We start from the raw sequence: 26735 nt of genomic DNA on the forward strand, positions 1-26735 counted from the left end.
TATACGGCGGGCTTGACCGAGCGGCAGCCATCGGTCAAATCGTGCAGCGAAGTTGACAGGGGAACGACATGGCCGTTGCGGACGACATCGCTCTGATCAAGAAACAGGAAGCCACGCTCGTCTTCCCGGCGTTCGATGAGGCCGTCGCTTTCAAGATCGGCTCGGCGATCCGCGACCGCGCGCTAGCCGAGAACCTGCCGATCATCGTCGATATCAGAACCTTCGACCGGCCGCTGTTTTATGCGGCAATGCCCGGCTCGAACGCCTCCAATCCGGATTGGGCGCGGCGCAAGATCAATGTCGTGCGCCGGTTTTTGAAAAGCACCTATCGCATGGTGCTGGAGCAGCAGCGCCCCGACCGCAGCTTCAAGCCCGGCGAGGGGCTGGATATATCAGATTATGTGCTGGCCGGCGGCGGCTTTCCCATCACGGTCAAGAGCGCCGGTGTCATTGGCGTGATCGCAGTCTCCGGCCTGCCGGAGCGTGAGGACCACGGCGTGGTGGTCAATGCGCTTTGCGAGCATCTCAGCATCGACGCGCGCGGGCTGGCACTGCCGCTGGAAGCAAAATGACAGAGGTAGACCCCAAACTCTTCCTCACGTCGATCTTCAACGCCGCCGTTGCCGCCGCCGATCCCGAAAGGACCATCAGGGACCATTTGCCGGCAAAGCCGAAGGGCCGCACGATCGTCATCGGCGCGGGAAAAGGCTCGGCGCAGATGGCGGCGGCTTTCGAGAAAGTGTGGGACGGGCCGATCCAAGGGCTGGTGGTCACCCGTTATGGCTGTGGCGCGACATGCCGGCGCATCGAGATCATCGAGGCGGCGCACCCGGTGCCGGACGCCGCCGGGTTGGAGGCTTCACGACGGTTGCTCGAAAAGGTTCAGGGACTAACGGCCAACGACCTCGTCGTCGCGCTCATCTCCGGCGGCGGCTCGGCGCTGCTGCCGGCGCCCGCCAAAGGTCTGACGCTGGCCGATGAGATCGCCGCCAACGAGGCGCTGCTCGCCTCCGGCGCGCCCATCGCCGCCATGAACACCATCCGCAAACATCTTTCCACGATCAAGGGCGGCAGGCTGGCGGCCGCCGCCTATCCGGCCAAACTGGTCTCGCTGGTCGTTTCAGACATTCCGGGCGACAATCCGGCGCTGGTCGCCTCCGGCCCAACCGTTCCCGATTTGGGAAGCCGCGAAGAGGCGCTGGCATCGATCGCCGCCTATGGCATGAAACTGCCTGCTCAAGTGATGGCGCATATCAGCTCGCCGGCTGCAGATGCACCGCGTCCGGATGATCCGCGCTTTTCCCGCAACGAAGTGCATCTGATCGCCTCGGCCGGCGTGTCGCTGGAGGCGGCTGCAGCCGAAGCGAAGCGTCAAGGCATTCAGGCCGTCATCCTCTCCGATTCCATTGAAGGCGAGGCGCGCGAGGTCGGCAGCGTCCACGCGGCGATCGCCCGCGAGGTGGCGACGCGCAACCGGCCATTCCCAAAACCGGTGCTGATCCTGTCCGGCGGCGAGACGACGGTGACCTTGCGCGCGAAAGGCAAGGGCGGACGCAACTCGGAATTCCTGCTTGCTTTCGCCATTGGCATCAACGGCATGGCGGGCGTCCATGCACTGGCCGCCGACACCGACGGCATCGACGGTTCGGAAGACAATGCCGGCGCCTTCGCCGACGGTTCGACGGTGTCGCGGATGCGGGCGGTGGGCGTCGATGCCAAGGCCATGCTTGCCGGCAACAACGCCTGGACCGCGTTTAACGCCGTCGGCGACCTCTTCGTGCCTGGACCGACCGGGACGAACGTCAACGATCTCAGGGCGATATTAGTCAAATAGGCCAAGCTCAGGCCGCCATCAGCTTTTTCACTGCTTTCATGTCCTGCAGAAACCGTTCGCGTTCGGCCTGCTTGTCCGCCGGCTCGCGAATGCGAAGGATGAAGGACGGGTGGATGGTGACGAAGACACGCAGGCCATCGTCCCGCTCTACGACCGCCCCGCGCATCTTCATGATCGGCACCACCTTGCCGAGCAGCGACTGCGCTGCCGTGGCGCCGAGCGCCACCGCCAGATTGGGCTTGATCAGATCGAGCTCCTTGTCGAGCCACCAGCGGCAGGCCTGCACCTCCCCGGCATTCGGCTTCGAATGGATGCGCCGCTTGCCGCGCGGCTCGAACTTGAAATGCTTGACCGCGTTGGTGACGTAGACTTTCAGCCGGTCGACGCCGGCATCGTCCAGGATCGCATCGAACACCTTGCCCGCCGGACCGACGAAAGGCTTGCCGGCCAGATCTTCCTGGTCGCCCGGCTGTTCGCCGACGAAGATCACCTTCGCCTTGTCAGGCCCTTCGCCGAATACGGTCTGCGTCGCGTCGTGCCACAGCGGACAGCGGCGGCAGATTTTAGCCGTTTCGCGCAGTTCAGGAATGGTCCTGGCGTCGATTTCTGTCGTTTCCGGGGACTTGCCTGCCGGCAAGCGTCTGGCCTGCACCTTGGTGTGGTGCGGCGCGGGTGTTGTCATTCTGGCGATCATGGCGAGTACGGTCCTGTCCGCTTCCGCGATCAGAACCGGAATGAGCGAAGCCGCCAGAAGGTTCCTTCAAAACTGGTTCGGTCGGAACTTCGCCGGACGAACCCTGCGGGGCAGGGCCTTACACTTCGTGCAGATAAAGGTGATAATCCAGCTCGCTGACCGTGCGTGCCACGCGCAGATATTCGGATTGCTTGATCGCCACGAATGTCCGGTGCAGATCTTCGCCCAATGCGCCCTTGAGGAAGGTCGACGCCCTTGCCGCCTCGATCGCGGCGCGCCAGTCGACCGGCATCGTCGTACGCGTGACGGCGGATTCGTAGCCATTGCCGGTCGTTTCGGGACCGGGATCGAGCCCCTCGTCGAGACCCCTGGTGATGCCGGCCAGCACCGTCGCCGCCACCAGGTAAGGATTGGCGTCGACGCCCGACGGCCGGTGCTCGATGCGCCGGTTCTTGGCATCGCCGGCCGGCACGCGCAGCGCCACCGAGCGATTGTTGACGCCCCAGCTCGGCGCCACCGGGGCATAGGATTGCGAGACGAAGCGCCGCCATGAATTGGCGTGCGGTGCAAACACCAGCATCGATTCCGCCATCGTCTGGATGAGGCCGCCAAGGCCGCGCAGCAGCGGCAGCGACCAGTTTTCGCCGCCGGCTTCGGCAAAGACGTTCTTGCCGGCATCGTCCAGCAGCGAGACATGGAAATGCATGCCTGAGCCGGCATACTTCTCGATCGGCTTGGCCATGAAGCAAGCGGTAACGCCATGGCGACGTGCCTGCGCCCGCACCAGCCGCTTGAGCATGACGAGATCGTCGGCCGCCCGCATGACGTCCTTGCGGTAGTTGAGCGTCAGCTCGTACTGGCCGGGCGCATATTCGGAAATGACCGTTTCGGCCGGGATGCCTTGCACCTTGGCGGCAGCATAGATGTCGGAAAACAGCGGCTCCATGCCGTGCAGATGGTCGACGGAATAGACTTCGGTCTTGGCCGAGCGGCGGCCGTCGAGCACCGCGTGGGCGGGCTGCACCTTGCCTTCGGCATCGCGCTCGTTGGCGAGCAGGAAGAATTCGAGCTCGAAGGCGCCGGCCGGATGCAGGCCCTTGGCCGCGAGGATATCCACCTGGCGGGCGAGCGCCAGCCGCGGGTCGGACGACATCGGCTGGCCATCGAGGTGGTACATCGCCATCAGCACCTGGCCGCGCGGCGGCTGTGTGCCGAATAGCGGCACCAGCGTGCCGGGGATTGGCCATGCGCGCAGGTCGCCGTCGCCGGTCGTCCAGATCAGCCCGGTCTCGTGAACATCCTCGCCGGTGATGTCGAGGCCGAGAATCGAGATCGGCATGTGCCGGCCGCCCTCGAAGATGCTCATCAATTCATGCCGGCGCACGATCTTGCCACGCCCGACGCCATTGGCGTCGGTCAGCACGATGTCGAACGCCTCGATCTCGGGATGGGCGTCGAGAAAGGCCTGCGCCTCGGCGGGCGTCGAGCCCGAAGGGGATGCCGTGACCAGGTTCAAACTTTGCTTGGGCGCTTGTTTCATGTGGCAAGCTTGTCTCATGCCACAAGCTTTGCCGCAACCGCGCCGAAGGCGGTGATCAGCCGGTTCACCTGGGCGGCGCCGGTCGCAGGCGAGATCAGCATCATATTGTGGAACGGTGCGATCAGCACGCCGCGATTGACCAGCGCAACGTGGATCGCCGCCTCGAGCTCCGGCGCATGCGCTCCCTCTGCATCGCCGCCATTCCTCAGCGGGCCTGGTGCGCAGATGAACTCGACACGGGCGCCGACTCGGGCAACGTGCCAGGGCAGCCGGTAGCGGTCGATGACGGCGGTCAACCCGGCGTCAAGCCGCCGCGCCAGATGCTCCATATGGCTGTAGTTGTCGTCGGTCATGACGTGTTCGAGCGTGGCGCGCATCGCCGCGAATTGCAGCGGATTGGCCGATAGCGTTGTCCCCATGCCGGAATAGCCGGGCTCTTTCTGGCTGATATAAGCGGCATAGCGCGCCGCAACGTCTTCGCTCATGCCCCAGACACTCGCCGGCACGCCGCCGGCGATCGGCTTGCCGAGTACGAACAGGTCCGGCTCCAGCCCGTATTTCCTCGTATAGCCGCCGCGACCGGTCGAGATCGTGTGCGTCTCGTCGATCAGCAGCAGCGCGCCGGTCGCACGGGTGAGCCGCCGCAACCCGTCATGAAAGCCGGCTTCGGGCAGCACCATGCAGGAGTTGGTCAGCACCGGCTCGGTGATGACGCAGGCGACATCGTTGTCGCGGAGTGCGGCCTCGAGCGCCGGCAGATCGTTGAACTCGACCACATCAGTCGCCCGCGTCAAGTCGCGGAACTCGCCGGCAAGGCCGGGCCGGTTCACCGCCTTGCCGTCGACCAGTCGGACCATCGTCTCGTCGACCGAGCCGTGATAGCAGCCGTTGAAGACCAGGATCTTTTCCCGGCCGGTGACGGCGCGGGCAACCCGCAGCGCAAAGCGGTTGGCGTCTGTCGCCGTCGTCGCGATCTGCCAAGACGGCAAGCGGAAACGCTGCTGCAGCAGCGGACCGATGGCGAGCGCGTCTTCGGAAGGCAGCATGTAGGTCAGGCCGCGTCCGGCCTGCCGGCGGATTGCGCGGGCGACTGGCGGCGGCGAATGGCCGAACATCGAGCCGGTGTCGCCGAGGCAGAAATCGTCGAGCCGGTTGCCGTCGATGTCGGTGATAGTGGCGTCTTTGGCGCTATCCACGAGGATCGGGAACGGCGTCGGCCAGTCGTTCATCCAGTGCATCGGCACGCCGCCGAAGAAGCCGGGCAGGCCATTGCCGATTTTGGCCATCGATTTCGGCCGCGCCCGGCGGAAGGCTTCTGCCTCGGTCTCGCGCAACTCGGCGATCCGGGCCGGGCCGATGCCGCCGATGGAAGTCTTTGAATGGTCGATGACGTTCATGAGCCCTCTCATCAGCACTCTAGCCAATCGGCCTCTGCCACCGCAATTGGCCGGGTGGCTGCCCTGCGTTGGTTCAGCGATCATGGCGAACATGACCGGCGCTTGACCTCAGCGTGGCAACCGGCATCAATGCGGGCAGGTTGGTGGTTGGGGAAGAACAATGCGGGCGATCGTTTGTGCAGCAACGCTGCTTTTGTCGGCCGGCACGGCCTTGGCCTCCGGCGGCATCTGGTGTTCGGTCGAAGACAAGGCGGTAAAATTCCAGGTCGATGCCGGCGTCATCACCGGCATGGGCGGACCAACTTTCAATTTTCGCGGCGATGTCGAAATTCTGGACAGGCCAGTCGGTGACGATCTGCGCAAGACGCTGTTCGAGGATTCGAACCTCACGCAATACTGGCTCGACAACAAGGAGTTGCGGCTGCTCGTCTATCGCGAGCACGAGGTCGCAAACACCTATAGCTATGTCAAGCTGGCCATTCTGACAAAGGCCAGCGACGAAGGCGTCTATGACGGGCGCTATTTGCTCGAAGTCTATGACGGCACGACAGACGCGGACCGGGACGGTAAGCCGGCTGAATTGACCGGCAAAGTATCTTGTGGAGCTGAGTAACGGACTACGCCGAAATGTCGATGACGCCGCAATCGCCGGCGGCGCTGCCGAAAGCGATGCGGCGCTCTTCCTTGTCCCACATCATCGAAGTGACGGCGCCCTTGCCCGGCCGGCGCAACAGCACTTCCCTGGCGTCGGCGAAGCGCACCGCCATCACCATGCCGTCATCATAGCCTATGGCGACGACATCCTGGCTCGGGTGGCAGGCGACGCAGGTGACCATGGCGTTGCCGCGCGTGCCGAGTTCCAGTGGCGCCTTGCCCATCGGCCCGTCCTTGCCCGAAAACGGCCAGACGATCGCCGCCGGCGCGCCGGAACTCGCCAGCCATTTGCCCTTGGCGCTCCACGACAGGCTTTTGACCTTGCCGGGATAGCCGGACATGCGCATGTGCTTGCCGTCGGCGAGTTTCCAGCCATGCAGCGCGTTTTCCTGCATTGTGGTGACGACGAAGCTGCCGTCCGGCGAGAAGGTGATGCCGGTGTGGGCGCCGGCCCACTCGAGTTCGACCGGCTTGCCGTCGGCGGCCGGGAAATGCAGCGTTGCGCCATTGTAGCGGGCAACGCCGAAGCGCATGCCCTTGGGCGAGAAGGCCAGCCCCTCGACCGAGCGCGGATGCGAGAATTCTCTGGTCTTGCCGTCGGCAAAGCGCACATAGGCAATCTTGCCCGAAGCATAGGCAACAGCGCCTTGCGGCCCGGCGGCGACGCTGGTGATCCATTTTTTGCCTGCGGTCGCCAATTCCGTGGTATTGCCGCCGGCGGTCACGGCAAAGATCTTGCCGTCCTCACCGCCGGTGATCAGCCGGTCGTTTGCCGCATCGTGAACGGCGGCGAGCATTCCGTCATTGGCCTGCACCGTCTTGTGGCCATGGTCGAGCCGATGGACGGTGCCGTCGGCCAGCGCGAAATGCGGCACGTCGCCAAGGAAGCCGGCGGCGAGGCAATGGCCTTCGAGATCGAGCGGGGCGACTGTGGGCATGAGTTTGTGATCGGTTGAATGTCTGATTCAGGGCGCTTGCGAGGGCCGTTAGGGGGCTTACTCGACCTTTCCTGCTCGAGCAAGCAGGTGGCCAACCAGATATCCGTTGCGATCTAAGCCTGGCAGGCCTCGAAACTCTTCTTCAACCGCTCGGCGTCGAGTTCGCGGCCGATGAACACCAGCCGGCTCTCGTGCTTCTCGCCGTCCTTCCAAGCGCGCTGGTGGTCGCCTTCGATGATCATGTGCACGCCCTGGATGACATAGCGCTCGTCATCGCCTTTCAGCGCGATGATCCCTTTCAGTCGCAGGATGTTGGGGCCTTCCATCTGGGTGACCTTCTCGATCCACGGGAAGAACTTTTTCGGGTCCATCTCGCCGCCGCGCAGCGACACCGACTGCACGGTCACGTCATGGATGTCGGAAGGGTGCGCATGATGATGCCCGTCATGATCGTGGTGATCGTGGCCGTCGTGATCATGGTGGTGGTGGTCATGATCATGATGGTCGTGATCGTCATGCGCCTCGAGGAAGTGCGGATCGTTCTCCAGCGCACGGGACAGGTCGAACGCACCGCGATCGAGCACCTCGGTCAGCGCCACGCCGGCGCGCGTGGTGCGATGGATGCGTGCCGCCGGGTTGATGGCGCGGATCGTCGCCTCGACCTTGCTCAGCTCTTCGGGGGTGACCAGATCGGTCTTGTTGAGCACGACGACATCGGCAAAGGCGATCTGGTCCTCGGCCTCGCGCGAATCCTTGAGACGCAGCGGCAGGTGCTTGGCATCGACCAGCGCCACCACCGCATCGAGCCTGGTCTTGGAACGCACGTCGTCGTCCATGAAGAAGGTTTGCGCCACCGGCACGGGATCGGCGAGGCCGGTAGTCTCGACGACGATGGCGTCGAAGCGGCCGGGCCTGCGCATCAGGCCTTCGACGACGCGGATCAGGTCGCCGCGCACGGTGCAGCAGACGCAGCCATTGTTCATCTCGTAGATTTCCTCGTCGGATTCCACGATCAGCTCGTTGTCGATGCCGATCTCGCCGAATTCATTGACGATGACGGCGTAGCGCTTGCCATGGTTTTCCGAAAGGATGCGGTTGAGCAGTGTCGTCTTGCCGGCGCCAAGATAGCCGGTGAGGACGGTTACGGGGATCTGCGTCTGTGCGTCGCTCATATTGTGCCTCGAATAGGGATTGTCGGCTCCATATAGGATGTGTGCTCTGCTTTTGCACGAGGCAAACCGGTGGGCCAAAGAGGCCTGCATTACCGAAAGTTCCCTGCATTGCCGAACATTCCCCACATTACCGAACTTTCATTGGCGCGGGCTGGTGGTGGGGCCTAGATAGGCCAAGGGCTGCTCACGGGGGCTGTTCGCATTGAAGAGGTGCCAGATGTCCGACAAGTCCTTGCCACTAAGCCGGCGGCAGGCACTCGGTCTTGTAGCTGTCACCGCCGGCGGCATATTCCTGCCCGCCGGGGCAAGAGCTGGGCAGGTTTCGCCCTATGCCGGGCTTGCTTTGTTTGAAGCCGGTGCTGGTGTCTGCGCCATCACGCCCGAGGTCACGGAAGGGCCGTTCTATTTCGACCCGAAGCTCGAACGCCCCGACATCACCGAGGGCAAGAGGGGCATTGCCCTCAACGTGCGGCTGCAAATCGTCGATGCTGCCTGCCGGCCGCTTCCCGACGCGCGCGTCGACATCTGGCATTGCGATGCCCAAGGCGCCTATTCCGGATATCCTGGACAGGGCGACGGACAGGATGTCGACACGTCCGGCCAGAGTTTTCTGCGGGGCTGGCAGAGAACCGATGAAAGCGGCATTGCTTCATTCGCCACCATCTATCCCGGCTGGTATCGGGGCCGCACTACCCACATCCATTTCAAGATCTTCCCCGATGACCGCTCGGTAATGACCGGCCAGATGTTCTTCCCCGACAGCCTCAGCGAGCAGATATTCGCCACCGTCGCGCCCTATAAAGATCGCCCGGGCAAACGCGACACATCGAACGCGCGGGACGGCATTGCGCGGCAGGCCGGGCCGCTGTCGGAGGCAGCGCTGCGGGAAATGGCGGACGCCTATCAGGCCTTGATGGTGGTCGCGGTGAAGGCCGGTTGAGAACACCTCGTCACATCGCCATCTAGTCCTCGCGGAAAGTCGTTTGTCATCTAACTGAAATAAACATCTGGCATTAGCCACGGCGAACCGAGATGCTTGCCGGCAAAGCTATTTTCCGAGCCGGAATGTTTTCGATCGTCATTGCCAACCGGCGGGCTGCTTCTATGCTGTCCGCACCGGTTCGGCCGAGGAGGGATGAGCATGGCCAAGGCGGATAAGACTGCAACAATGAGCCGGCTGCATTCGGCGGCGCGGCTGGCGCGCACGGCGCTTGCCGCTCGGCTTCTGGCGCATGGCTTCTATGCCGGCCAGGACCAGATCATGCTGGCGCTCGACCGCGAGGACGGGCAGACGCCCGGCAATCTTGCCGGCCGCCTCGGCGTGCGTCCGCCGACCATCACCAAGACCATCAACCGGCTGCAGGCGCAGGGTTTTCTGGAAAAGCGCGCCTCTTCCGCCGATGCCCGCCAGGCTCATATTTTCCTCACCGACACCGGCCGCGAAATCATCCACGCCATCGAGAAATCGGTGAAGAAGACCGAAAAGCAGGCATTGAAGGGTCTCGACAAGAAGGATCAGAAAGCGCTGTTCAAGCTGCTTGCCCGTGTCGAGGCGAACCTTTCGAACGGCGAAATGGTGCTCCCGGATGACGAACTGGATATCGAAGACAAGATCCTTGAATAGGTCACGCGTTCGCCGCTGACGGCCGGCGCGTCAGTGCCGACCAACGTCCGGGCGTGACGCCGAACGCCTTCTTGAAATGCCGATTGAAATGGCTTTGGTCGCTGAAGCCGGCTGCGATGGCGATCTGCGCCAGCGGCTCGTCGGCTTCGATCATCCGACGGGCTCGCTGAAGCCGGCGCATCAACAAGAACCGGTGCGGGCTGGTCGAGAAGGTGGCGCGGAAGTGCCGCGACAGGGCATAACGGTCCAACCCGGTGATCGCCTCCAATTCATCCGAACGCACAATCCGCGCGACATTTTCTTCCAGATAGTCGCGCGCCAGGCTGGCGGCGCGCCACGCCGTTTTCGCTACCGGTTTCGCCGGCTGACCGGCGTGCCGGGCCAGGCTTTGCATAAGCTGCGTCATGAAATCGACGACAAACAGCTCGTCCAGTTCCTGATCCAGCGGCCCGAGCGCCGAAAGCAGCGTCGCGCGGAGATCGCGGTCTGTCACCACGGCATTCCCGACGAATGGCAGTGATCCGCCGCCGAGACAATCGAGCATCAGCGATGGCTCCAGATACAGCATTCTGTATCGCAATCCGTCTTCGGTGCCGGCGCCGCCGTCGTGCATTTCGTCCGGATGAAGAATGATGATCTGGCCAGGCAAGCTCTGATGCATTTGGCCGCGATAGCGGAAGCGCTGCACGCCATAAAGCGTCACCCCGATCGCATAGGTGTCGTGGCGATGGAGATCGAAGGCGTTGCCGTGGAACCGGGCCTCGATGCGTTCCATGCCGGCAGCACGGGGTGCCGGTACGATGCAGTTTTCGGCTGCATCCACGCACAAACGTCCAAGACCCTGAAAGGCTTCCCCCTCTAGACCGTGCGGCATCGCTTCTCTCGCAGCCTCGGATTGGCCCTTTCGGATTGGAAACTGTCGCATGTTCGATACGAAATTTGCAATCGTGCTCAAGGATGATCTTCCCGTCTGGCAAAAGCTCAATGTCACCGCCTTTCTGACCAGCGGCATCGTCGCGCAATTTCCCGACATTATCGGCGACCCCTACCGTGATCGCGCCGGCAATATCTACAACCCGCTGTCGATCCAGCCGGTCATCGTGCTTTCGGCGGACGGCCAGACACTCGGCGCGATCCATCGGCGGGCGCTGGATCGCGACGTAACGGCCTCGCTCTATGTCGAGGAAATGTTTTCGACCGGTCATGATCTGGCCAACCGTGCCGTCTTTGCCGAATTTGCCCCGGACGACGCCAAGATCGTCGGCATCGCGCTTCGCGCCGAAAAGAAGCTCGTCGACAAGATCACCAAGGGTGCCCGGATGCACGCCTGACGCATGTCACCCAAGAGTGCGTGGACGTTCTGGCACAGCGATATGCGGAACAGAGACTGTGCCTGTCGGCGCCTGTCGTTGTGCCAGCCTCTTTTGGCTTGCCGGCAGGCGACATTTCCCGCATTGGTGAAGGACTGCCTTGCTTCCCGTCCGGCCTGAAATTGAGTGCTCCCTCAAGACAAGACGAAAGCGCGACGTCGCCGGCGGCGATCCTCTGCATGCTTTCCGTCTACGTGTTTTTCACCTTCCTCGACACCAGCAGCAAATACCTTGTCCTGGCCGGCGTCTCGGCGCTGATCGTCGCCTGGACCCGCTTCGCGGTCCATGTCCTGCTCGTCGGCGTCTTTCTGCGCGGGTGGCGCGAGCCGTCGCGTTTTCGTCCGGCCAACCTGCCGGCGCACATCACGCGCGGTCTGTTCCTGTTCGGGTCGACCATGTTCAACATTCTGGCGCTGCGGACGCTGCAGCTCGCGGAAACCACTTCGATCTACTTTTTCGGGCCGATGGTGATCACCGCGCTTGCCGGTCCGCTGCTCGGCGAATGGGCGGGCTGGCGCCGCTGGCTGGCGATCCTGACCGGCCTTGCCGGCGTCCTCATCATCACCCGGCCGGGCGTCGGTGTTTTCGGCATCGGGTATCTCTTCGCGCTTTGCTCGATACTGTCGAATTGCTTCTACGTCATCATGACGCGCCGGTTGTCGGCTACAGAGACGTCCGAGAGCCTCATCCTGTTTTCGGCGCTCGCGCCGGCCGTGCTGCTTTTGCCGATGCTGCCGCTTTCGTTGTCGCTGCCGCCTGACGGCTGGCACTGGTTCATTCTCTCGATGCTTGGCGTCTTCGGCGCCATCGGTCACTGGCTGCTGGTGCAGGCCTATCGCCTTGCCACCACCACGGCTCTGGCCCCCTATCCCTATTCGCAGATGATCTGGATGATCATCTGCGGCTTCATCGTCTTCAACCAGTTTCCCGACCGCTGGACGTTGCTTGGTGCCGGCGTCATCGTCGCCAGCGGCCTCTACATCGTCCATCGCGAGCACCAGCTTCGCGTGCGCAACCGCGCGATGCTGGACGCGGAGGCGGAAGCGCTGGCAAAAAAACTTTGATTTGCTCGGGATCGATGGCATAAGAGCCGGCCTTTAAACAGTTTAAATTGCTTCGGGAGCGCAGGGCGCTGGCACAGAAGATCAAGCTTTCGACCATCGCGGATGCGCTGGGCGTGTCCACGGCCACGGTCTCGCTGGCCTTGCGCGACAGCCCGCTGGTCGCCGGCGGCACCCGCGACCGCATCAAGGAACATGCACGCGCCATCGGCTATATCTACAACCGCCGCGCCGCCAGCCTGCGCACCTCGCGCTCGGGCATTGTCGGCGTCGTCGTCCACGACATCATGAACCCCTTCTTTGCCGAGATATTGCGTTCGATCGAGAGCGAGCTCGACCGCAGCCGGCAGACCTTCATCCTGTCGAACCACTACGACCAGCTCGAGAAACAGCGCACCTTCATCGACACGCTTCTGCAGCTCGGCGCCGACGGCGTCATCATGTCGCCAGCCATCGGCACACCGCCCGAAGACATAATCATGGCCGAGGAAAACGGTCTTCCGGCAGTGCTGATTGCACGCACCGTCGAAGGTGCCGACGTGCCGGTCTTTCGCGGCGACGATGCCTATGGCACCGGGCTTGCCACCAATCATTTGATTTCGCTTGGCCACAAGCGCATTGCCATGATCGGCGGCACCGACCAGACCTCGACCGGCCGCGACCGCTACCAGGGTTATGTCAACGCCATGGAGGCGGCCGGGCTTGAGGTCAGGCCGTCCTGGCGCATCGTCGGCCCGCGCACCAAGCAGGCCGGCTTCGAGGCCGCCGGGCAGTTCCTGGCGCTGAAGGACAGGCCGACCGCGGCCTGCTGCTGGAACGACCTCGTCGCCATCGGCCTGATGAACGGCATCGCGCGCGCCGGGCTGGTGCCGGGCATCGACATCTCCGTCACCGGCTATGACGACCTCGAGGAGGCGGCGATCGCGACGCCGGCGCTGACCACTGTCTGGAACGGCCAGCGCGAGGTCGGCCGCCGCGCCGCCAGCGCGCTGCTCGACAAGCTAAACGGACAGACGGTGCGGCCGTCGCAGGAACTGATCAAGCCGGAACTGCACGTGCGCCAGTCGACCGGCAAACCGGTGGAGCGGGCATGACAAAAGCCGAACAGCAGCAAGCGGTTGCCATTCTGGTGCCGGGCCATTTCAACGACCATGCCGTCGGCCGCATCGACGGGGCGTTCAGCCGCGTCTGGATCGAACGCGCCGATCCGTCGCTGGTCACCGACGAGATGCGCCGCACTGTGCGCGGCATTGCCGCCTTTGGCGGCATAACCGCTGCATTGATGGATGCGCTGCCGAAGCTCGAGATCATCGCCAATTTCGGCGTCGGCTATGATTCGGTTGACGTCCGCCACGCCGCACAGCGCGGCATCATGGTCACCAACACGCCGGATGTGCTGACCGAGGAGGTCGCCGACACGGCGATCGGGCTGTTGATCAACACCGTTCGCGAATTGCCGCGCGCCGAGACTTGGCTGCGCGACGGCAGTTGGCTGCGCAACGGCAACTATCCACTAAGCCGGCTGACCTTGCGCGGCCGCCATGTCGGCATCTTCGGCATGGGCCGCATCGGCCTCGCCATTGCCCGCCGGCTCGACGCTTTCGGACTGCCCATCGCCTATCACAACCGGCGCCGCGTCGAAGGCCTGTCCTATGATTATCACCCGACGCTGAAAGGTCTCGCCGAGGCGGTCGACACACTGATCTCGGTGGCGCCCGGCAGGGCCTCGACGGAACGGGCGGTCAATGCCGAAATCCTCTCGGCCCTTGGGCCGAACGGCGTCTTCGTCAATATCGGCCGCGGCAGCACGGTCGACGAACCAGCCCTTGCCGCCGCACTTGCCAGCGGCAGCATCGCCGCTGCCGGGCTAGACGTCTTTGCCGACGAGCCGAATGTGCCAGAGGCGTTGCTTGCCGCGCCCAACACCTCGCTTTTGCCACATGTCGGCTCGGCCTCGCAGCACACCCGCCGCGCCATGGCGGATCTGTGCGTCGACAATCTGGTTTCATGGTTTTCGCAGCGCAGGGCGCTGACGCCGGTACCGGAGACCGCAAACCTCCAGGCGAGGTCCTGAGCGGCCTGCCATATTTGTTAACTTCAGCTTAACCCTTCGGAATCATTCTGATCCTTCGCTCGTGTATGTCCGCCTGACAGCGACATGAGAGCAAGATGAAGCGCGCCTCCTGATCTCTTGGAACGCGGCGCGCTTGGAATGCGCGGAGAAAAAAGGATGAAAACGCTTCCCGGATTGCTGGCGGTCGCCGCGCTGTTCGGCTGCGCCCAGCTGTTTTACGCCGGTAGCGGAGAAAGCCTCGCAGCCAACGAGACAGCGCCGTCGTCCGGCAACTACAGGCTTACCGCCAATGGCGACGAGGCGTCTTGTGCAGTCAGCCGCGGCGCCGAGATTTCGCAAGGTTTGTCGCTGTTGACGGTCGCCGCGAATTGCCGCCGGGTGTTGCCGGGCGTCGAGCAGGCGAAGTTCTGGCGAGAGCAGGATGACGGCACGGTCACCTTCAGCGCCGACGGCACCGATCCGATCGTCATGTTCTCGGTCGCTGACGGCGACGGCTACGAATCCTATGCACCGGCGCTGCCGCTGCTGACGCTGGCGGCCAGACCGTGATCCCGAAAAGTGGAAACCGGTTTTCGGAAAAGATCATGGTCATACAATAGCGGCGACTGACGAGCGCGGCGGGATTATTCTGCCGCGGCGCGCGCGCCGGATTTTGCGGCAGCATGCAGGCGCACCGCATCGCCGAATGCACGGAATATCTTTGCCGAGTTGCTGTCCGACTTGACCCAGTATTCGGGATGCCACTGGACGCCAACGGCGAAAGCCGGTGCATCGCGCACCGAAACGGCTTCGACAGTGCCGTCGGCGGCGACCGCCTCGACCTGCAGCTTCGGCCCAAGCCGGTCGACCGCCTGGCGATGCACCGAATTGACCATGATGTCGCCGGCGCCGAAGATCCCGGCCAGGCAGCTGCCGGGTTTTATCGAAATCGTCTGGCGGATGGCGAAACGCTCATCCTGATTGTCGCTTGCCGGCGCTCGATGGTCGAGCGAACCGTCGCGTTCCTGAATTTCAGTGGCAAGAGTGCCGCCCAGTGCCACATTCATCTCCTGGATGCCGCGGCAGATGGCGAGCAACGGCACCCCGCGCTCCACAGCCCTGCGGATCAACGGCAGCGTCGTGGCGTCGCGGGCGGGATCGTAGGGGCCGTCGGCTTCGCTGGCGTCACCGCCATAGAGCGAGGGATGGACGTTGGACTTCGAACCGGTGACCATGACGCCGTCGACGGCGGAAAGCAGCTCATCGAAGTCGAGCCGGTCGCCGAACGACGGTACGAGCAGCGGGAACACGCCTGCACCCGAAAGCGCCGCTTCAAGATATTGCTGCGGAGCGGCATGCCAGGTGTAATTGTCGAACTGGCGAACGTCGGTCGATATGGCGACGAGCGGCTGGTGCATTTGGTCCGGATCCCATCGGGTGCAACGAATTATCTGCCTGCAAAATAGGCGATCCGAAGGCGCATTTCCATGGCAAGTTTCGGCGTGTCGCGTAGGCCAGTTAATCGACCTTAGACTATAGTTGCAAGATCTGCCCCAACGCCGTGAATTTCCCCGAAATGCGCCACTCAAACCGGGCTGCCGCGCTGGACTCGACTCCTTGCCTGTGTATTGTCGGCTCGAAGCCGATCCGGGCGCCGAAGCGTCCCGAATGTCGGTCAGTTGATCCAAAAGGGAGGAACTTCATGGATCGTCGTTCGTTCATCCGCAAGGCCGGCACCACCGGTTTCGGCGCTGCGGCCGCTGCCGCGACACTTGCTGCGCCGGCCATCGCCCAGTCCAATCCGAAAGTGACCTGGCGGCTGGCGTCGTCCTTCCCGAAGTCGCTCGATACGATCTATGGCGGCGCCGAAGTCTTTTCCAAGATGCTGTCGGAGGCGACCGACGGCAACTTCCAGGTTCAGGTCTTTGCGGCCGGCGAACTCGTTCCCGGCCTGCAGGCCGCCGACGCCACCACTGCCGGCACCGTGGAGGCCTGCCATACGGTGGCATACTATTACTGGGGCAAGGACCCGACCTGGGCGCTGGGAGCGGCGGTTCCGTTCTCGCTCAACGCGCGCGGCATCAACGCCTGGCACTATCATGGCGGCGGCATCGATCTGTTCAACGAGTTCCTGGCGACGCAGGGTCTGTTCGGGCTGCCGGGCGGCAATACCGGCGTGCAGATGGGCGGCTGGTTCCGCAAAGAGATCAAAACGGTCGCCGACCTTTCCGGCCTCAAGATGCGTATCGGTGGTTTTGCCGGCAAAGTGGTGCAAAGGCTCGGCGTGGTTCCGCAGCAGATCGCCGGTGGCGACATTTATCCGGCGCTGGAGAAAGGCACGATCGATGCCGCCGAATGGGTTGGCCCTTATGATGACGAGAAGCTCGGCTTCTACAAGGTTGCGCCCTATTACTACTATCCCGGCTGGTGGGAAGGTGGACCGACCGTCCATCTGATGTTCAACAAGGCGAAATACGACGAACTTTCGCCGGCTTACAAGTCGCTGGTGCATACTGCCGCTCAAGCGGCCGACGCCAACATGCTGCAGAAATACGACTATCTCAACCCGGCGGCGGTGAAGCGGCTGGTGGCCGGCGGCGCCAAGTTGAGCCCGTTCAGCCAGGAGATCATGGCCGCCTGCTTCGAAAAGGCCAACGAGGTCTATGCCGAGATGGAAGCCTCGAACGCGCCGTTCAAGAAGATCTGGGACTCGATCAAGGCGTTCCGCAAGGAGCATTATCTCTGGGCGCAGGTGGCCGAATACAATTACGACACCTTCATGATGGTCCAGCAGCGCAACGGCAAGCTCTGACCTTCGCTGCTCTGCGGCGCCGGCGTTCCTTCGGGACACCGGCGCCGCAGTGCATTCCGTTTGCGGTCAGCCGGGCATCACCAGGACTTTGACCTCACCTGGCGCAGGCGGGTTGGCAATGACCGCCGCCGCCTCGTCGAGCCCGACTTGTCGCGATATCAGCCTGTCGACCTCGATGGCACCCGAGGCGATGAGATCGGCCGCGCGGCGATGGGTAAAGGGATTGAGGAACGAGCCCAGGACCTTCAACTCCCGAAACAGCAGGTCGAACGGTTCGAACGCCGCTTTCATGCCTTGCGGCATCACGCCGACGACGACAATCGTGCCGCCCGCTTTGGCCAGCCGCATCGCCTGCTCGACTGTCTCTTTCACGCCGGCGCATTCGAACACCACGTCGACACCGCCCGGCATCAAGCCCGACGGTCCGACGATCACATCGGTGACGTCGGAAGCGCTGGGATCGACCGTCGCCGTTGCGCCAAGTTGCTCGGCAAGAGCCCGCCGTGAGGCCTGACGCGTCGACAGGATGATGGTCGTCGCCCCGGCGAGCTTCGCCAATTGCACCGTCAGCAGGCCGATCACGCCGCCGCCGAGCACGGCGACCGACGAGCCTGGCCGGATCGCGGCAAGGTCTACGCCATGCAGGCAGCAACCGAGCGGCTCGCAGAACGCACCATGCGTCGGCTTCAGATTGCCCGGCAAAACGAAGGCCTGCTTCTGCGGCAAGACAAGATATTCGGCAAAGCCGCCATCGCGATGGATGCCGATGGCGCGCAGATTGCCGCAGAGATTGACCCGGCCTGCCTGACAATGCGCACAGCGCCCGCAGGCGATGTTGGGATCGCCGGTAACGCGGTCGCCAGCGGAAAAGCCGGATACGGCAGATCCGATCGCCTCGACGATGCCGGAGAATTCATGCCCGAGCGTCACCGGCGGCGTGCACGGGAATTCGCCATGGAAAAGATGCCGGTCGGTGCCGCAGACACCGCACGCCTCGATCCGCACCAGCAGCTCGTCCGGCCCGGCGGTAGGTTTCTCGACCTCGCGCACGGCTAGGCCGCCCACTCGCTCCAGTCGCACCGCCTTCATGGCTGCCCGGCCTTCGTCACTTGAAACTCGGTGGTTGCGACAGATCGGTTGCCGGTGCCGCCGGTTTCGCAGGGGGTTTTTCATCGAAGCTCGGTGGCTGCGACAGATCCTGCGCACCGGGCGCAGCGGGTGCCGTGCTGCCACCGACCGGTGGCGTGCCGAGAGGCGACAGGCTGGGCATTTCCGGCACCTGGAAGTTGATGGTCGCCGGATCGACGACGGTGCCTTTGTAGTGCATCACCATCTGCGGGAAGGCGATGGTCAGGCCGATCATGATGACCTGGATACAGACGAACGGCACTGCGCCCCAATAGATCTGGCCGGTGGTGACCGGCGCGATCTGCTTGCCGGTGAGCCGGTCGAGATAGGGCACGCGCGCGGCGACCGAGCGCAGATAAAACAGCGCGAAGCCGAAGGGCGGATGCATGAAGCTGGTCTGCATGTTGACCCCGAGCAGCACGCCGAACCAGATCAGGTCGATGCCGAGCTTGTCGGCCGCCGGCGCTAAAAGCGGCACGATGATGAAGGCAAGCTCGAAAAAGTCGAGGAAGAAGGCGAGCACGAAGACGAGGATGTTGACGCCAATCAGGAAACCGACTTCACCGCCCGGCAGCGACGTCAACAGGTGCTCGACCCAGATGTGGCCATTGACCCCGTAGAAGGTCAGCGAGAACACCCGCGCGCCGATCAGGATGAACAGCACGAAGGACGACAGCCGCGTCGTCGAAGCCAGCGCCTGCTTGACCACGTCGAGCGACAGCCGGCCCTTCATCGCCGCCATCGCCAGCGCACCGACGGCGCCCATGGCGCCGCCTTCCGTCGGCGTGGCGATGCCGAGGAAGATGGTGCCCAGCACCAGGAAGATCAGCGCCAGTGGCGGGATCAGCACGATGATCACCTGCTGCGCCAGCCTCGACATGACGTTGATCTTCAGGCGCTGATCGATTATCGCCATGACATAGATGAAGATCACGCCGATGGTGGCGCCGAGGATATCGGCGTTGCCGCCATGGTTCGGCGCGAGGTAGCGATACGCCGCATAGGAAACCACCACCGCCGCCAGCAGCGCCGCCAGCAGCGACAGCACACCGTGGCCGAACGTGCGGGCCTCCAGCGGCAGTGCCGGCATCGACTTCGGCCGGAAGATCGACATGAGCAGGATGTAGAGCATGTAGATGCCGGTCAAAATGAGCCCGGGGATCAGCGCGCCCTTGTACATATCGCCGACCGAGCGGCCGAGCTGGTCGGCCAGGACGATCAGCACCAGTGACGGCGGGATGATCTGGGCGAGCGTCCCGGACGCGGCAATGACGCCGGACGCCAGCCGCCGGTCGTAGCCATAGCGCAGCATGATCGGCAGCGAAATCAGTCCCATGGCAATGACGGAAGCCGCCACCACGCCAGTCGTCGCGGCAAGCAGCGCGCCGACGAAGATCACGGCGTAGGCCAGGCCACCGCGGACCGGTCCGAACAACTGGCCGATCGTGTCGAGCAGGTCTTCGGCCATCCCGGACCGTTCGAGCACGATGCCCATGAAGGTGAAGAACGGGATCGCCAGCAGCGTATCGTTCGACATCACCCGGCTGCCGTAGAAATTGTCCGGCAACGCGTGCAGCAACGGCCAGGCGAGATTGATCGAGCCACCCGAATAGGGCGACAGCAGCACGCCGATGAAGAAAAACATCAGACCGTTGGCGGCGAGCGAGAAGGCGACGGGGTAGCCGATCAGCAGGAAGAAGATCAGCGAGGCGAACATGATCGGCGCCATGTTCTGGGCGATGAACTCGATCACGAGCGCACCTCTTCGACGAGCGCCTTCGCTTCGAGTTCGGCTTGCTCGTGCACCGATATGAACGGAGTGGGATCGTCCATTTGGCCGCGTATGATGGCAATTTTCTTGATGATTTCGGAAATGCCCTGCAGCGCGAGCAGGAAAAAGCCGACCAGCAGGATCGCCTTCGCCGGCCAGATGATCAGCCCGCCGGAATTGTTCGACATCTCGCCGCTGCGATACGACAGCGACACATAGGGAACAAAATAGACCACCATCAACATCACGAACGGCATCAGGAAGAAGACGTGACCGAAAAGGTCGATCCAGTGCTGCACGCGGCGCGAGAACATGCCGTAGACGATATCGATGCGGATATGGTCATTCTGCTTCAGCGTGTAGGCGGCGGCCAGCATGAAGGCGGCGCCGAACAGATACCACTGCAGTTCCAGCCAGGCGTTCGACGACATGTCGAACACCTTGCGGATGACGGCATTGGCGGCGCTTACCAGGATTGCCAACAGGATCAGCCACGATACCCATTTGCCGATGAACTCGTTCAAACGGTCAATGGCCCTGGATAGAGCGAGAAGCCCTGCCATGCATTCCTCCCTTGTGTCAGAGCGCGCCGGTTCCCTGTCCGCCGCGTCGCTGTGGCCCAACGGTATGCAGTGCGTGGTCCGGCGGGTCAACACGGGATAGCCCGCATAAACACAGTTGTGAGGTGAGGGCCGGCAAAAATGCTGCTGCGTCCTTTGCATGTCCAAGGAGATGCGGCGCTTTCATCCAACCAAAGTCTGATGTGGTTCAGGCGATCTTCTGTTGGTCGCGCCCGGCGCCGATCAGCACAAGCATGGCGACGAGGAACAGATACATCCAGCCGTCCCGCCATTCGAGCGGAAAATAGCCGGCCCATAGTGATTCGGCCATGCCGAAAGCGGCCGCGCCCAGTGCCGCCCGGAGCGGCGAGAGATAGCCGCCCACTGCCGTCACGAACAGGATCTTCAACCCGTAGACCAGACCAGTGCCGAAGCTGATGTTGCCGTAGTAGAAGCCGGCAAGCACCCCGGCCAGCGCAGCGCAAAGGCCGCCGAAAAGCACCGCGCGCCGGAACACCGCGCGGACATCGACGCCGCACATCGCCGCCGCCTTGGGATCGTCGGATACGGCGCGCCAGCTCCGACCGAAGCTCGAATATGCGAAGCCCCATGCAGCCAGTGCGATGGCCGCCAGCACGGCGGCGCAATCGAGCAATTGGATCAGCGTCAACGTCGCCTTGAAGCTGGCATTCTGCGCGAAGACGATGGTCTGGGCCAGCATTGGCGGCAACCATAGGTCATGGGTATCGGCGGCGATACGGCTGGCTTCCGACAAGACCAGCAATATGCCGAGCGTCGTCACCACGATGGCGTTGGGCGAACGGTCGGCCAACGGTTCGAAGATGCTTCGCGACAGGACATGGCTGAGCAGCGCCGCATAAAGGAACGCCGCAGCTACGCCAAGCGCGACCGATGCAAACAGCGTCAGCCACAGCGCCTGATAGCCGAACGCCGCGGTGAGGATCATTGTATGCCCGCAAAAGGCGAACAGCGCCCCATAGGCAAGATTGGTGCGGTGCAGGATGCCGTTGGTCAGCACGTAGCCGAAGGCAAGCAATGCGTAGAGCGCGCCCGAATGCAGCCCGTTTAGAACCTGCTGGAAGAAATAGAGCATGCGGTCGCCTCCGTCACGAGCGTTGCACCCGGAATCTAACTTGTCAAACGCGATTTATCGGTTAGATTTCGCCATATGACAGTACCCTGGACCCCGCACCGCTTCACCGGCGGGATGCTTGCGCTCGACACGGCGAACACGGTCGTTTTGCGGAACGATCCGGAGAAAATCTTCGATCGTTTCGAAGATCCGGCCGAGATCGCCCGCTTTGCCGAAGCCGCGAGCAGCTTTCGCGCCGTTGAGCTCGGCGGCAGGCGGCTCGAAGCGCCGGTGCCTGAAAAGATCGCGCCGATGGTGCTGTCGATCCGGGAGACGACCGATCGGCTGTTTCGCCGTGCGGTGTCGAAAGGTGCGATCGCCACCGGCGACATGCCTGAATTCCTGGAAGCCTGCGCCGATGGCCTCGCACAAAGCCGCACCGAAATCGGTGCGCCGGGAAAACCGTTCGGCGATGCGGCGACGCCGGTCGCCTTCGAGGTAGCGCTGGCCATCTCGGCGCTGTCGCTGCTGCGCGACGACACCATCGCCAGGCTGAGGATATGTCCCAATTGCAGCTGGCTGTTTGTCGACCGAAGCCGCAATTCCAGCCGCCTTTGGTGCGACATGGCGGTATGCGGCAACCGCCAGAAGGCAAACCGTCACTATCGCCGCCGGACGGCGGCCAGGGAGGTCATCAATGTCTAAAATATTTTGGCGCGCGATCGTTGTCGGCGCGGCGTTGTTTGCGACAGCCGTGCTTGGCGCTTGCCGTGATTCCGGCAAGGACCAGTTGTTCGCCATTTCCGGGAAGCTGTTCGAGTTCAACTACCGGCTGGGTATCGCCACCTACGTCATCACCCTCAATCCGCTGCGGCCAGTGGGTGAGGGACAGGTCGCCGTGGTCTCCTTCCAGAACCCGGCCGGCGGTGATCCGATCATCGTTAACCAGAAGATATGGCCGAAGCTGCCGCATGTGACGCTCACCAGCCCGCCGCTCACTTGCGTCGTCAAGGACAAGCCCTATGCGGTGTCGATCCGCATCGAGGATTCCAGCGGCAAGCTGCTGCAGAGTTTCGAGACGACGCTGACGTCCTCGCTCGACCAGTCGGTGCTGCCTGACCGGCCTCTGGTGGTCGGGCCGGTCTACGAGCTCAACAAGGACCTGGCCGGCCATGTCGACGGCAAGCTTCCCGGCGAACCGAAGCCCAGTTGCCCAAAGGCTGCATGATGCGTCACCAGCGGCACTGACCGTCGCCGGAATTTTCGTGCTCGGCCATCCTGCCCGACAGGCGTTTCGTGGCGCCACCCGGCCGCGCACGGATCATTTGTTGCGCACCGCGTTGCACCTTCGATTTTGTTTGACCTCCCCGGCAAGGGAAGAAAGACTGTAGGCACTCGACTCCGACGTTGGCCGCGCACCTCTAGGCGGGGCCTCCGCACAGGAAATGCCTGATGACGCTGCACAATGTCGCGCTAGACGACAAGTTCGACCTGGCAAAGGAGCGTATCTTCCTGTCGGGCGCCCAGGCGGTCATCCGCATGCTTCTGATGCAGCGCGAGCGCGACCGCCGGGCTGGCCTGAACACCGCCGGTTTCGTCTCCGGCTATCGCGGCTCGCCGCTCGGCGGCCTCGACATGCAGCTGTGGAAGGCGAAGAACCAGCTCGCGCAGTCGGACATCGTCTTCCAGCCCGGTCTCAACGAGGAGCTCGCCGCCACCGCTTGCTGGGGCTCGCAGCAGGCCGAATTGTTGGGCGAGGGCACGCATGACGGTGTCTTTTCGGTCTGGTACGGCAAGGGTCCGGGCGTCGACCGCTCCGGCGACGTGTTCCGCCACGCCAATCTCGCCGGCTCATCCAGACATGGCGGCGTGCTGGCCCTGATGGGTGACGACCATATGGCCGAATCCTCGACCAACGCGCATGCCACCGAGTTCCTGTTCGTCGACACCATGGTGCCGATCCTCAATCCGGCCGGTGTCCAGGAGATCATCGATTACGGTCTCTACGGGTTTGCCATGTCGCGTTTTGCCGGCACCTGGGCGGCGATCAAATGCGTCAAGGACAACGTCGAATCGACGGCCTCGGTCGATGCAGCGCTCGAACGGCTGAACATCGTCGTGCCGGACTTCGACATGCCGCCCGGCGGCCTCAACATCCGCAACGAGATCGACATGCTCGGCCAGGAGGAGCGGTTGCATGAATACAAGCGCGCCGCCGCCTCGGCCTTCATTCATGCCAATGGGCTGAACCGGATCGTCTATTCAGGCGGCCGCAGCCCCAAGCTTGGCATCGTCACCATCGGCAAGAGTTATCTCGACGTTCGTCAGGCGCTGGAAGATATCGGCATCGACGAGGCGGTCGCCAATCGTATCGGGATCAGGCTGTTCAAGGTCGGCTGCCCGTGGCCGCTCGACCTGCAGCACATTGCCGACTTCGCCCGCGGCCTCGACACCATCGTCGTCGTCGAGGAGAAGCGCTCGCTGATCGAGGTGCAGTTGCGCGAGAACCTTTACGGCACCGCCACGCAGCCGGTCATAGTCGGTAAGAAGGACGAGCGCGGCGACTGGCTGTTCCCGGCCAAGGGCGCGCTCGACCCCAACGACATCGCCATCGCGCTCGGCGAGAGGATCTTGAGAACGATCGGCCCGTCGGAGGAGATCGCCGCGCGGGTAGCGAAATTGCGCCAGTTCCAGGCGATGCTCGCCGACACGTCAGACGTTGCCTCGCGCACGCCCTTCTTCTGCTCCGGCTGCCCGCACAATTCCTCGACCAAGGTGCCGGACGGCTCGCTCGCCGCCGCCGGAATCGGCTGCCATTTCATGGCGCTGTGGATGGACCGCAACACCGTCGGCTTCACCGCCATGGGCGGCGAGGGCGCGCAATGGGTCGGCCAGGCGCCGTTCTCGAAGCGCGAGCACATCTTCCAGAATCTCGGCGACGGCACCTACAACCACTCGGGTGTGTTGGCGATTCGCTTCGCGCTGTCGACCGACGCCAACATCACCTACAAGATCCTCTACAATGACGCCGTCGCCATGACCGGCGGCCAGCCGCACGAGGGCGGCCTGACGGTGGACATGATCGCCAGGCAGGTGCGCGCCGAAGGCGTCGAGCGCATCGCCATCGTCACCGACGAGCCGGACAAATATGCCGGCAAGGTGGAATTTCCCGCTGGCGCCACCATCCACCACCGAGACGACCTCGACCTCGTCCAGCGCGAGTTGCGCGCGGTCAAGGGCGTCTCGGTGCTGCTCTACGACCAGACCTGCGCCGCCGAGAAGCGCCGCCGCCGCAAGCGCGGCACCTTCCCCGATCCCGACAAGCGCGTCTTCATCAACGAACTGGTCTGCGAAGGCTGCGGCGATTGCGGCGTGCAGTCGAATTGCGTCTCGATCCAGCCGGTCGAAACCGAATTCGGCCGGAAGCGCAAGATCGACCAGTCGAGCTGCAACAAGGACTTCTCTTGCGTCAACGGTTTTTGCCCGTCCTTCGTCACCGTGCACGGCGCCAAGATCAGGAAAGCCGAAGCCATCGCCGGCGCAGCCGACCCGCTCGCAGGGGTGCCGGTGCCGGCGCAATTTCCGCTCGGTGAACAAGGCTGGGCGGCGATCATCGACGGTGTCGGCGGCACCGGCGTCGTCACCATCGGCGCGGTGCTCGGCATGGCCGCGCACCTCGAAGGCAAGGGCTGCGGCATGATCGACATGGCCGGCCTCGCCCAGAAGGGCGGCTCGGTGTTCACCCATGTCCGCATAGCCCGCACGCCGGACGACATCCACGCCATTCGCGTATCGGCCGGCAAAGCCGACCTTGTGCTTGGCTGCGATCTCGTCGTTTCGGGTGCCAAGAAGGTGCTGGCCGCGGTGCGCGAGGGCCATACCATCTTCCTCGCCAACACCGCCGAGATCATGCCGGGCGAGTTCGCCCGTTCGGCCGATTTCTTACTGCCTGTAGAGCGGCTGAAGAAAGCGATACGAACCGCCGCGGGCGACAACAAGACGCATTTCTTCGACGCCACCCGCACCGCCACCGCGCTGTTCGGCAGCTCGCTCGGCGCCAACATGTTCATGCTCGGCTTCGCCTTCCAGCACGGCGGCCTGCCGCTGTCGGCCGAGGCGGTCGAGAAGGCGATCGAACTCAACGGCGAGGCGGTGGCTATGAACGTCGCAGCATTTCGCTGGGGCCGCCGCGCCGCCCACCAGCCGGATTTCGTCCGCAGCCTTCTCGCCCAGCCGGGCAAGGCCACGCAGCATGCCGCCATTGCCGAGACGCTGGACGATATCATTGCTCGCCGCGTCGCCTTCCTGACCGCCTATCAGAACGCCGCCTATGGCAAGCGCTATGCCGACAGACTGGCGGCGCTGCGCAAGGCCGAAACCAATGCTGTGCCCGGGTCGACCGTGGTGACCGAGGCTGCCGCAAAGAACCTGTTCAAGCTGATGGCGATCAAGGACGAATACGAGGTGGCGCGGCTTTATACGGACGGCTCCTTTGCCGCAGAGCTCGCAAAGCAGTTCCAGAGCTACGGCAAGCTTGAATTCCATCTCGCACCGCCGATCATGGGCAGGCGCGGCAGTGACGGCAAGCCGAAGAAATCGAGCTTTGGCCCGTGGATGATGAACGGGTTCCGCCTGCTGGCGGCGATGAAGGGCCTGCGCGGCACGGCTTTCGACCTGTTCGGCTACAGCGCCGAGAGGCGTATGGAGCGGCAGCTTCTTGCCCTCTATGAAGCCGACCTGGAGCTTGTCGCCGGCGCGCTGGCGCCGGGCAAGATCGAGGCCGCTGCCGCGCTTGTTTCGGTACCAGCGCTCATCCGCGGCTTTGGCCACGTCAAGCAGGCCAGTGCCGAAAAAGCCGCCGGCGAACGCCAGCGTCTGCTCGACCGCCTCTCGACGGCGCCGCTGCGGCCGCAACTTCAAGCCGCCGAATAATTCAGCGCTGTGATACGCCTTGTTTACCTGAACTGTAGTTTCCCCGCTTCCGCTGCGTCACCAATGAATGCCAATAGAGCCCAAACCGCTGCTCTAAACCTT

The 26735-nt window shown here is 63.5% G+C and carries 25 protein-coding genes; 14 read left to right on the forward strand and 11 right to left on the reverse strand.

The window, feature by feature from the left end:
• The first annotated feature begins 68 nt into the window (after window positions 1-68).
• Together NKJ94_RS00760 and NKJ94_RS00765 are read left to right on the forward strand one after the other, a co-directional pair.
• Window positions 69-572, forward strand: a complete 504-nt coding sequence (locus tag NKJ94_RS00760) for a heme-degrading domain-containing protein (protein WP_352522500.1) — start codon at window positions 69-71, stop codon at window positions 570-572.
• On the forward strand, window positions 569-1834 hold the full coding sequence (locus NKJ94_RS00765; protein WP_352522501.1) for a glycerate kinase type-2 family protein: 1266 nt from the start codon (window positions 569-571) through the stop codon (window positions 1832-1834). Before NKJ94_RS00760 ends, NKJ94_RS00765 begins: the two co-directional genes overlap by 4 nt.
• A gap of 7 nt (window positions 1835-1841) precedes the next feature.
• Here NKJ94_RS00765 and NKJ94_RS00770 read toward each other — a convergent pair whose 3' ends face one another.
• The 3 genes from NKJ94_RS00770 to NKJ94_RS00780 all read right to left on the reverse strand — a co-directional run bounded on the left by NKJ94_RS00770 (window position 1842) and on the right by NKJ94_RS00780 (window position 5465).
• Complete coding sequence (locus tag NKJ94_RS00770; RefSeq protein ID WP_352522758.1) at window positions 1842-2561, reverse strand: UdgX family uracil-DNA binding protein; 720 nt, start codon at window positions 2559-2561, stop codon at window positions 1842-1844.
• Window positions 2562-2646: 85 nt separating this feature from the next.
• Entirely contained in the window at window positions 2647-4068 is a 1422-nt protein-coding gene (locus NKJ94_RS00775; protein ID WP_352522502.1) for a glutamine synthetase family protein, read from the reverse strand.
• A 14-nt stretch (window positions 4069-4082) separates the two neighbouring features.
• Complete coding sequence (locus NKJ94_RS00780; protein ID WP_352522503.1) at window positions 4083-5465, reverse strand: aspartate aminotransferase family protein; 1383 nt, start codon at window positions 5463-5465, stop codon at window positions 4083-4085.
• A 160-nt stretch (window positions 5466-5625) separates the two neighbouring features.
• On the opposite strand from NKJ94_RS00780, the gene NKJ94_RS00785 reads away from it, so the two are divergent.
• A complete protein-coding gene (locus NKJ94_RS00785) occupies window positions 5626-6078 on the forward strand; it encodes a hypothetical protein (protein WP_352522504.1) in 453 nt (150 codons plus the stop codon).
• Window positions 6079-6082: 4 nt separating this feature from the next.
• Here NKJ94_RS00785 and NKJ94_RS00790 read toward each other — a convergent pair whose 3' ends face one another.
• Together NKJ94_RS00790 and NKJ94_RS00795 are read right to left on the reverse strand one after the other, a co-directional pair.
• Window positions 6083-7057: a WD40 repeat domain-containing protein gene (locus tag NKJ94_RS00790; protein ID WP_352522505.1), complete on the reverse strand. Its 975-nt coding sequence runs from the start codon at window positions 7055-7057 to the stop codon at window positions 6083-6085.
• 113 nt (window positions 7058-7170) lie between these two features.
• Window positions 7171-8229: a CobW family GTP-binding protein gene (locus NKJ94_RS00795; RefSeq protein WP_352522506.1), complete on the reverse strand. Its 1059-nt coding sequence runs from the start codon at window positions 8227-8229 to the stop codon at window positions 7171-7173.
• A 217-nt stretch (window positions 8230-8446) separates the two neighbouring features.
• Here NKJ94_RS00795 and NKJ94_RS00800 point away from each other — a divergent pair, with 217 nt between their 5' ends.
• Together NKJ94_RS00800 and NKJ94_RS00805 are read left to right on the forward strand one after the other, a co-directional pair.
• Entirely contained in the window at window positions 8447-9169 is a 723-nt protein-coding gene (locus tag NKJ94_RS00800) for an intradiol ring-cleavage dioxygenase (RefSeq protein WP_352522507.1), read from the forward strand.
• 201 nt (window positions 9170-9370) lie between these two features.
• A complete protein-coding gene (locus tag NKJ94_RS00805; RefSeq protein WP_352454736.1) occupies window positions 9371-9853 on the forward strand; it encodes a MarR family winged helix-turn-helix transcriptional regulator in 483 nt (160 codons plus the stop codon).
• 1 nt (window position 9854) lies between these two features.
• Here NKJ94_RS00805 and NKJ94_RS00810 read toward each other — a convergent pair whose 3' ends face one another.
• Complete coding sequence (locus NKJ94_RS00810; protein WP_352522508.1) at window positions 9855-10727, reverse strand: AraC family transcriptional regulator; 873 nt, start codon at window positions 10725-10727, stop codon at window positions 9855-9857.
• Between the two features lie 49 nt (window positions 10728-10776).
• Here NKJ94_RS00810 and NKJ94_RS00815 point away from each other — a divergent pair, with 49 nt between their 5' ends.
• The 5 genes from NKJ94_RS00815 (at window position 10777) to NKJ94_RS00835 (ending at window position 14907) form a co-directional block, all read left to right on the forward strand.
• Entirely contained in the window at window positions 10777-11184 is a 408-nt protein-coding gene (locus NKJ94_RS00815; protein ID WP_352522509.1) for a DUF2000 family protein, read from the forward strand.
• Between the two features lie 218 nt (window positions 11185-11402).
• Window positions 11403-12287 (forward strand): DMT family transporter, encoded by an 885-nt coding sequence (locus NKJ94_RS00820; protein WP_352522510.1) that lies wholly within the window; start codon window positions 11403-11405, stop codon window positions 12285-12287.
• A 68-nt stretch (window positions 12288-12355) separates the two neighbouring features.
• Window positions 12356-13378 (forward strand): LacI family DNA-binding transcriptional regulator, encoded by a 1023-nt coding sequence (locus tag NKJ94_RS00825; protein ID WP_352522759.1) that lies wholly within the window; start codon window positions 12356-12358, stop codon window positions 13376-13378.
• On the forward strand, window positions 13375-14358 hold the full coding sequence (locus NKJ94_RS00830) for a 2-hydroxyacid dehydrogenase (RefSeq protein ID WP_352522511.1): 984 nt from the start codon (window positions 13375-13377) through the stop codon (window positions 14356-14358). Before NKJ94_RS00825 ends, NKJ94_RS00830 begins: the two co-directional genes overlap by 4 nt.
• 156 nt (window positions 14359-14514) lie before the next feature.
• Entirely contained in the window at window positions 14515-14907 is a 393-nt protein-coding gene (locus NKJ94_RS00835) for a hypothetical protein (protein ID WP_352522512.1), read from the forward strand.
• Window positions 14908-14981: 74 nt separating this feature from the next.
• Here the strand turns inward: NKJ94_RS00835 and NKJ94_RS00840 are convergent, their stop codons facing one another.
• Window positions 14982-15755, reverse strand: a complete 774-nt coding sequence (locus NKJ94_RS00840; protein WP_352522513.1) for a gamma-glutamyl-gamma-aminobutyrate hydrolase family protein — start codon at window positions 15753-15755, stop codon at window positions 14982-14984.
• A gap of 284 nt (window positions 15756-16039) precedes the next feature.
• Between NKJ94_RS00840 and NKJ94_RS00845 the strand changes: the two genes are divergently transcribed.
• Window positions 16040-17149 (forward strand): TRAP transporter substrate-binding protein, encoded by a 1110-nt coding sequence (locus tag NKJ94_RS00845; protein ID WP_023718055.1) that lies wholly within the window; start codon window positions 16040-16042, stop codon window positions 17147-17149.
• A 66-nt stretch (window positions 17150-17215) separates the two neighbouring features.
• Here NKJ94_RS00845 and NKJ94_RS00850 read toward each other — a convergent pair whose 3' ends face one another.
• The 4 genes from NKJ94_RS00850 to NKJ94_RS00865 form a co-directional block, all read right to left on the reverse strand.
• Entirely contained in the window at window positions 17216-18238 is a 1023-nt protein-coding gene (locus tag NKJ94_RS00850) for a zinc-dependent alcohol dehydrogenase family protein (RefSeq protein ID WP_352522514.1), read from the reverse strand.
• Between the two features lie 16 nt (window positions 18239-18254).
• Window positions 18255-20027 (reverse strand): TRAP transporter large permease, encoded by a 1773-nt coding sequence (locus tag NKJ94_RS00855; RefSeq protein WP_352522760.1) that lies wholly within the window; start codon window positions 20025-20027, stop codon window positions 18255-18257.
• Entirely contained in the window at window positions 20027-20611 is a 585-nt protein-coding gene (locus NKJ94_RS00860; protein WP_352522515.1) for a TRAP transporter small permease subunit, read from the reverse strand. Before NKJ94_RS00860 ends, NKJ94_RS00855 begins: the two co-directional genes overlap by 1 nt.
• 205 nt (window positions 20612-20816) lie before the next feature.
• A complete protein-coding gene (locus NKJ94_RS00865; RefSeq protein WP_352522516.1) occupies window positions 20817-21722 on the reverse strand; it encodes a branched-chain amino acid ABC transporter permease in 906 nt (301 codons plus the stop codon).
• A 75-nt stretch (window positions 21723-21797) separates the two neighbouring features.
• On the opposite strand from NKJ94_RS00865, the gene NKJ94_RS00870 reads away from it, so the two are divergent.
• From NKJ94_RS00870 to NKJ94_RS00880, 3 genes are all read left to right on the forward strand, one after another.
• Window positions 21798-22406: a CGNR zinc finger domain-containing protein gene (locus NKJ94_RS00870; RefSeq protein WP_352522517.1), complete on the forward strand. Its 609-nt coding sequence runs from the start codon at window positions 21798-21800 to the stop codon at window positions 22404-22406.
• A complete protein-coding gene (locus NKJ94_RS00875; protein ID WP_352522518.1) occupies window positions 22399-22929 on the forward strand; it encodes a hypothetical protein in 531 nt (176 codons plus the stop codon). Before NKJ94_RS00870 ends, NKJ94_RS00875 begins: the two co-directional genes overlap by 8 nt.
• 224 nt (window positions 22930-23153) lie before the next feature.
• A complete protein-coding gene (locus NKJ94_RS00880; RefSeq protein WP_352522519.1) occupies window positions 23154-26633 on the forward strand; it encodes an indolepyruvate ferredoxin oxidoreductase family protein in 3480 nt (1159 codons plus the stop codon).
• Window positions 26634-26735: the final 102 nt, after the last annotated feature.

Origin of the sequence: Mesorhizobium sp. M0060, assembly GCF_040323155.1 — a bacterium.
In the GTDB taxonomy this organism is placed as follows: Bacteria; Pseudomonadota; Alphaproteobacteria; order Rhizobiales; family Rhizobiaceae; genus Mesorhizobium.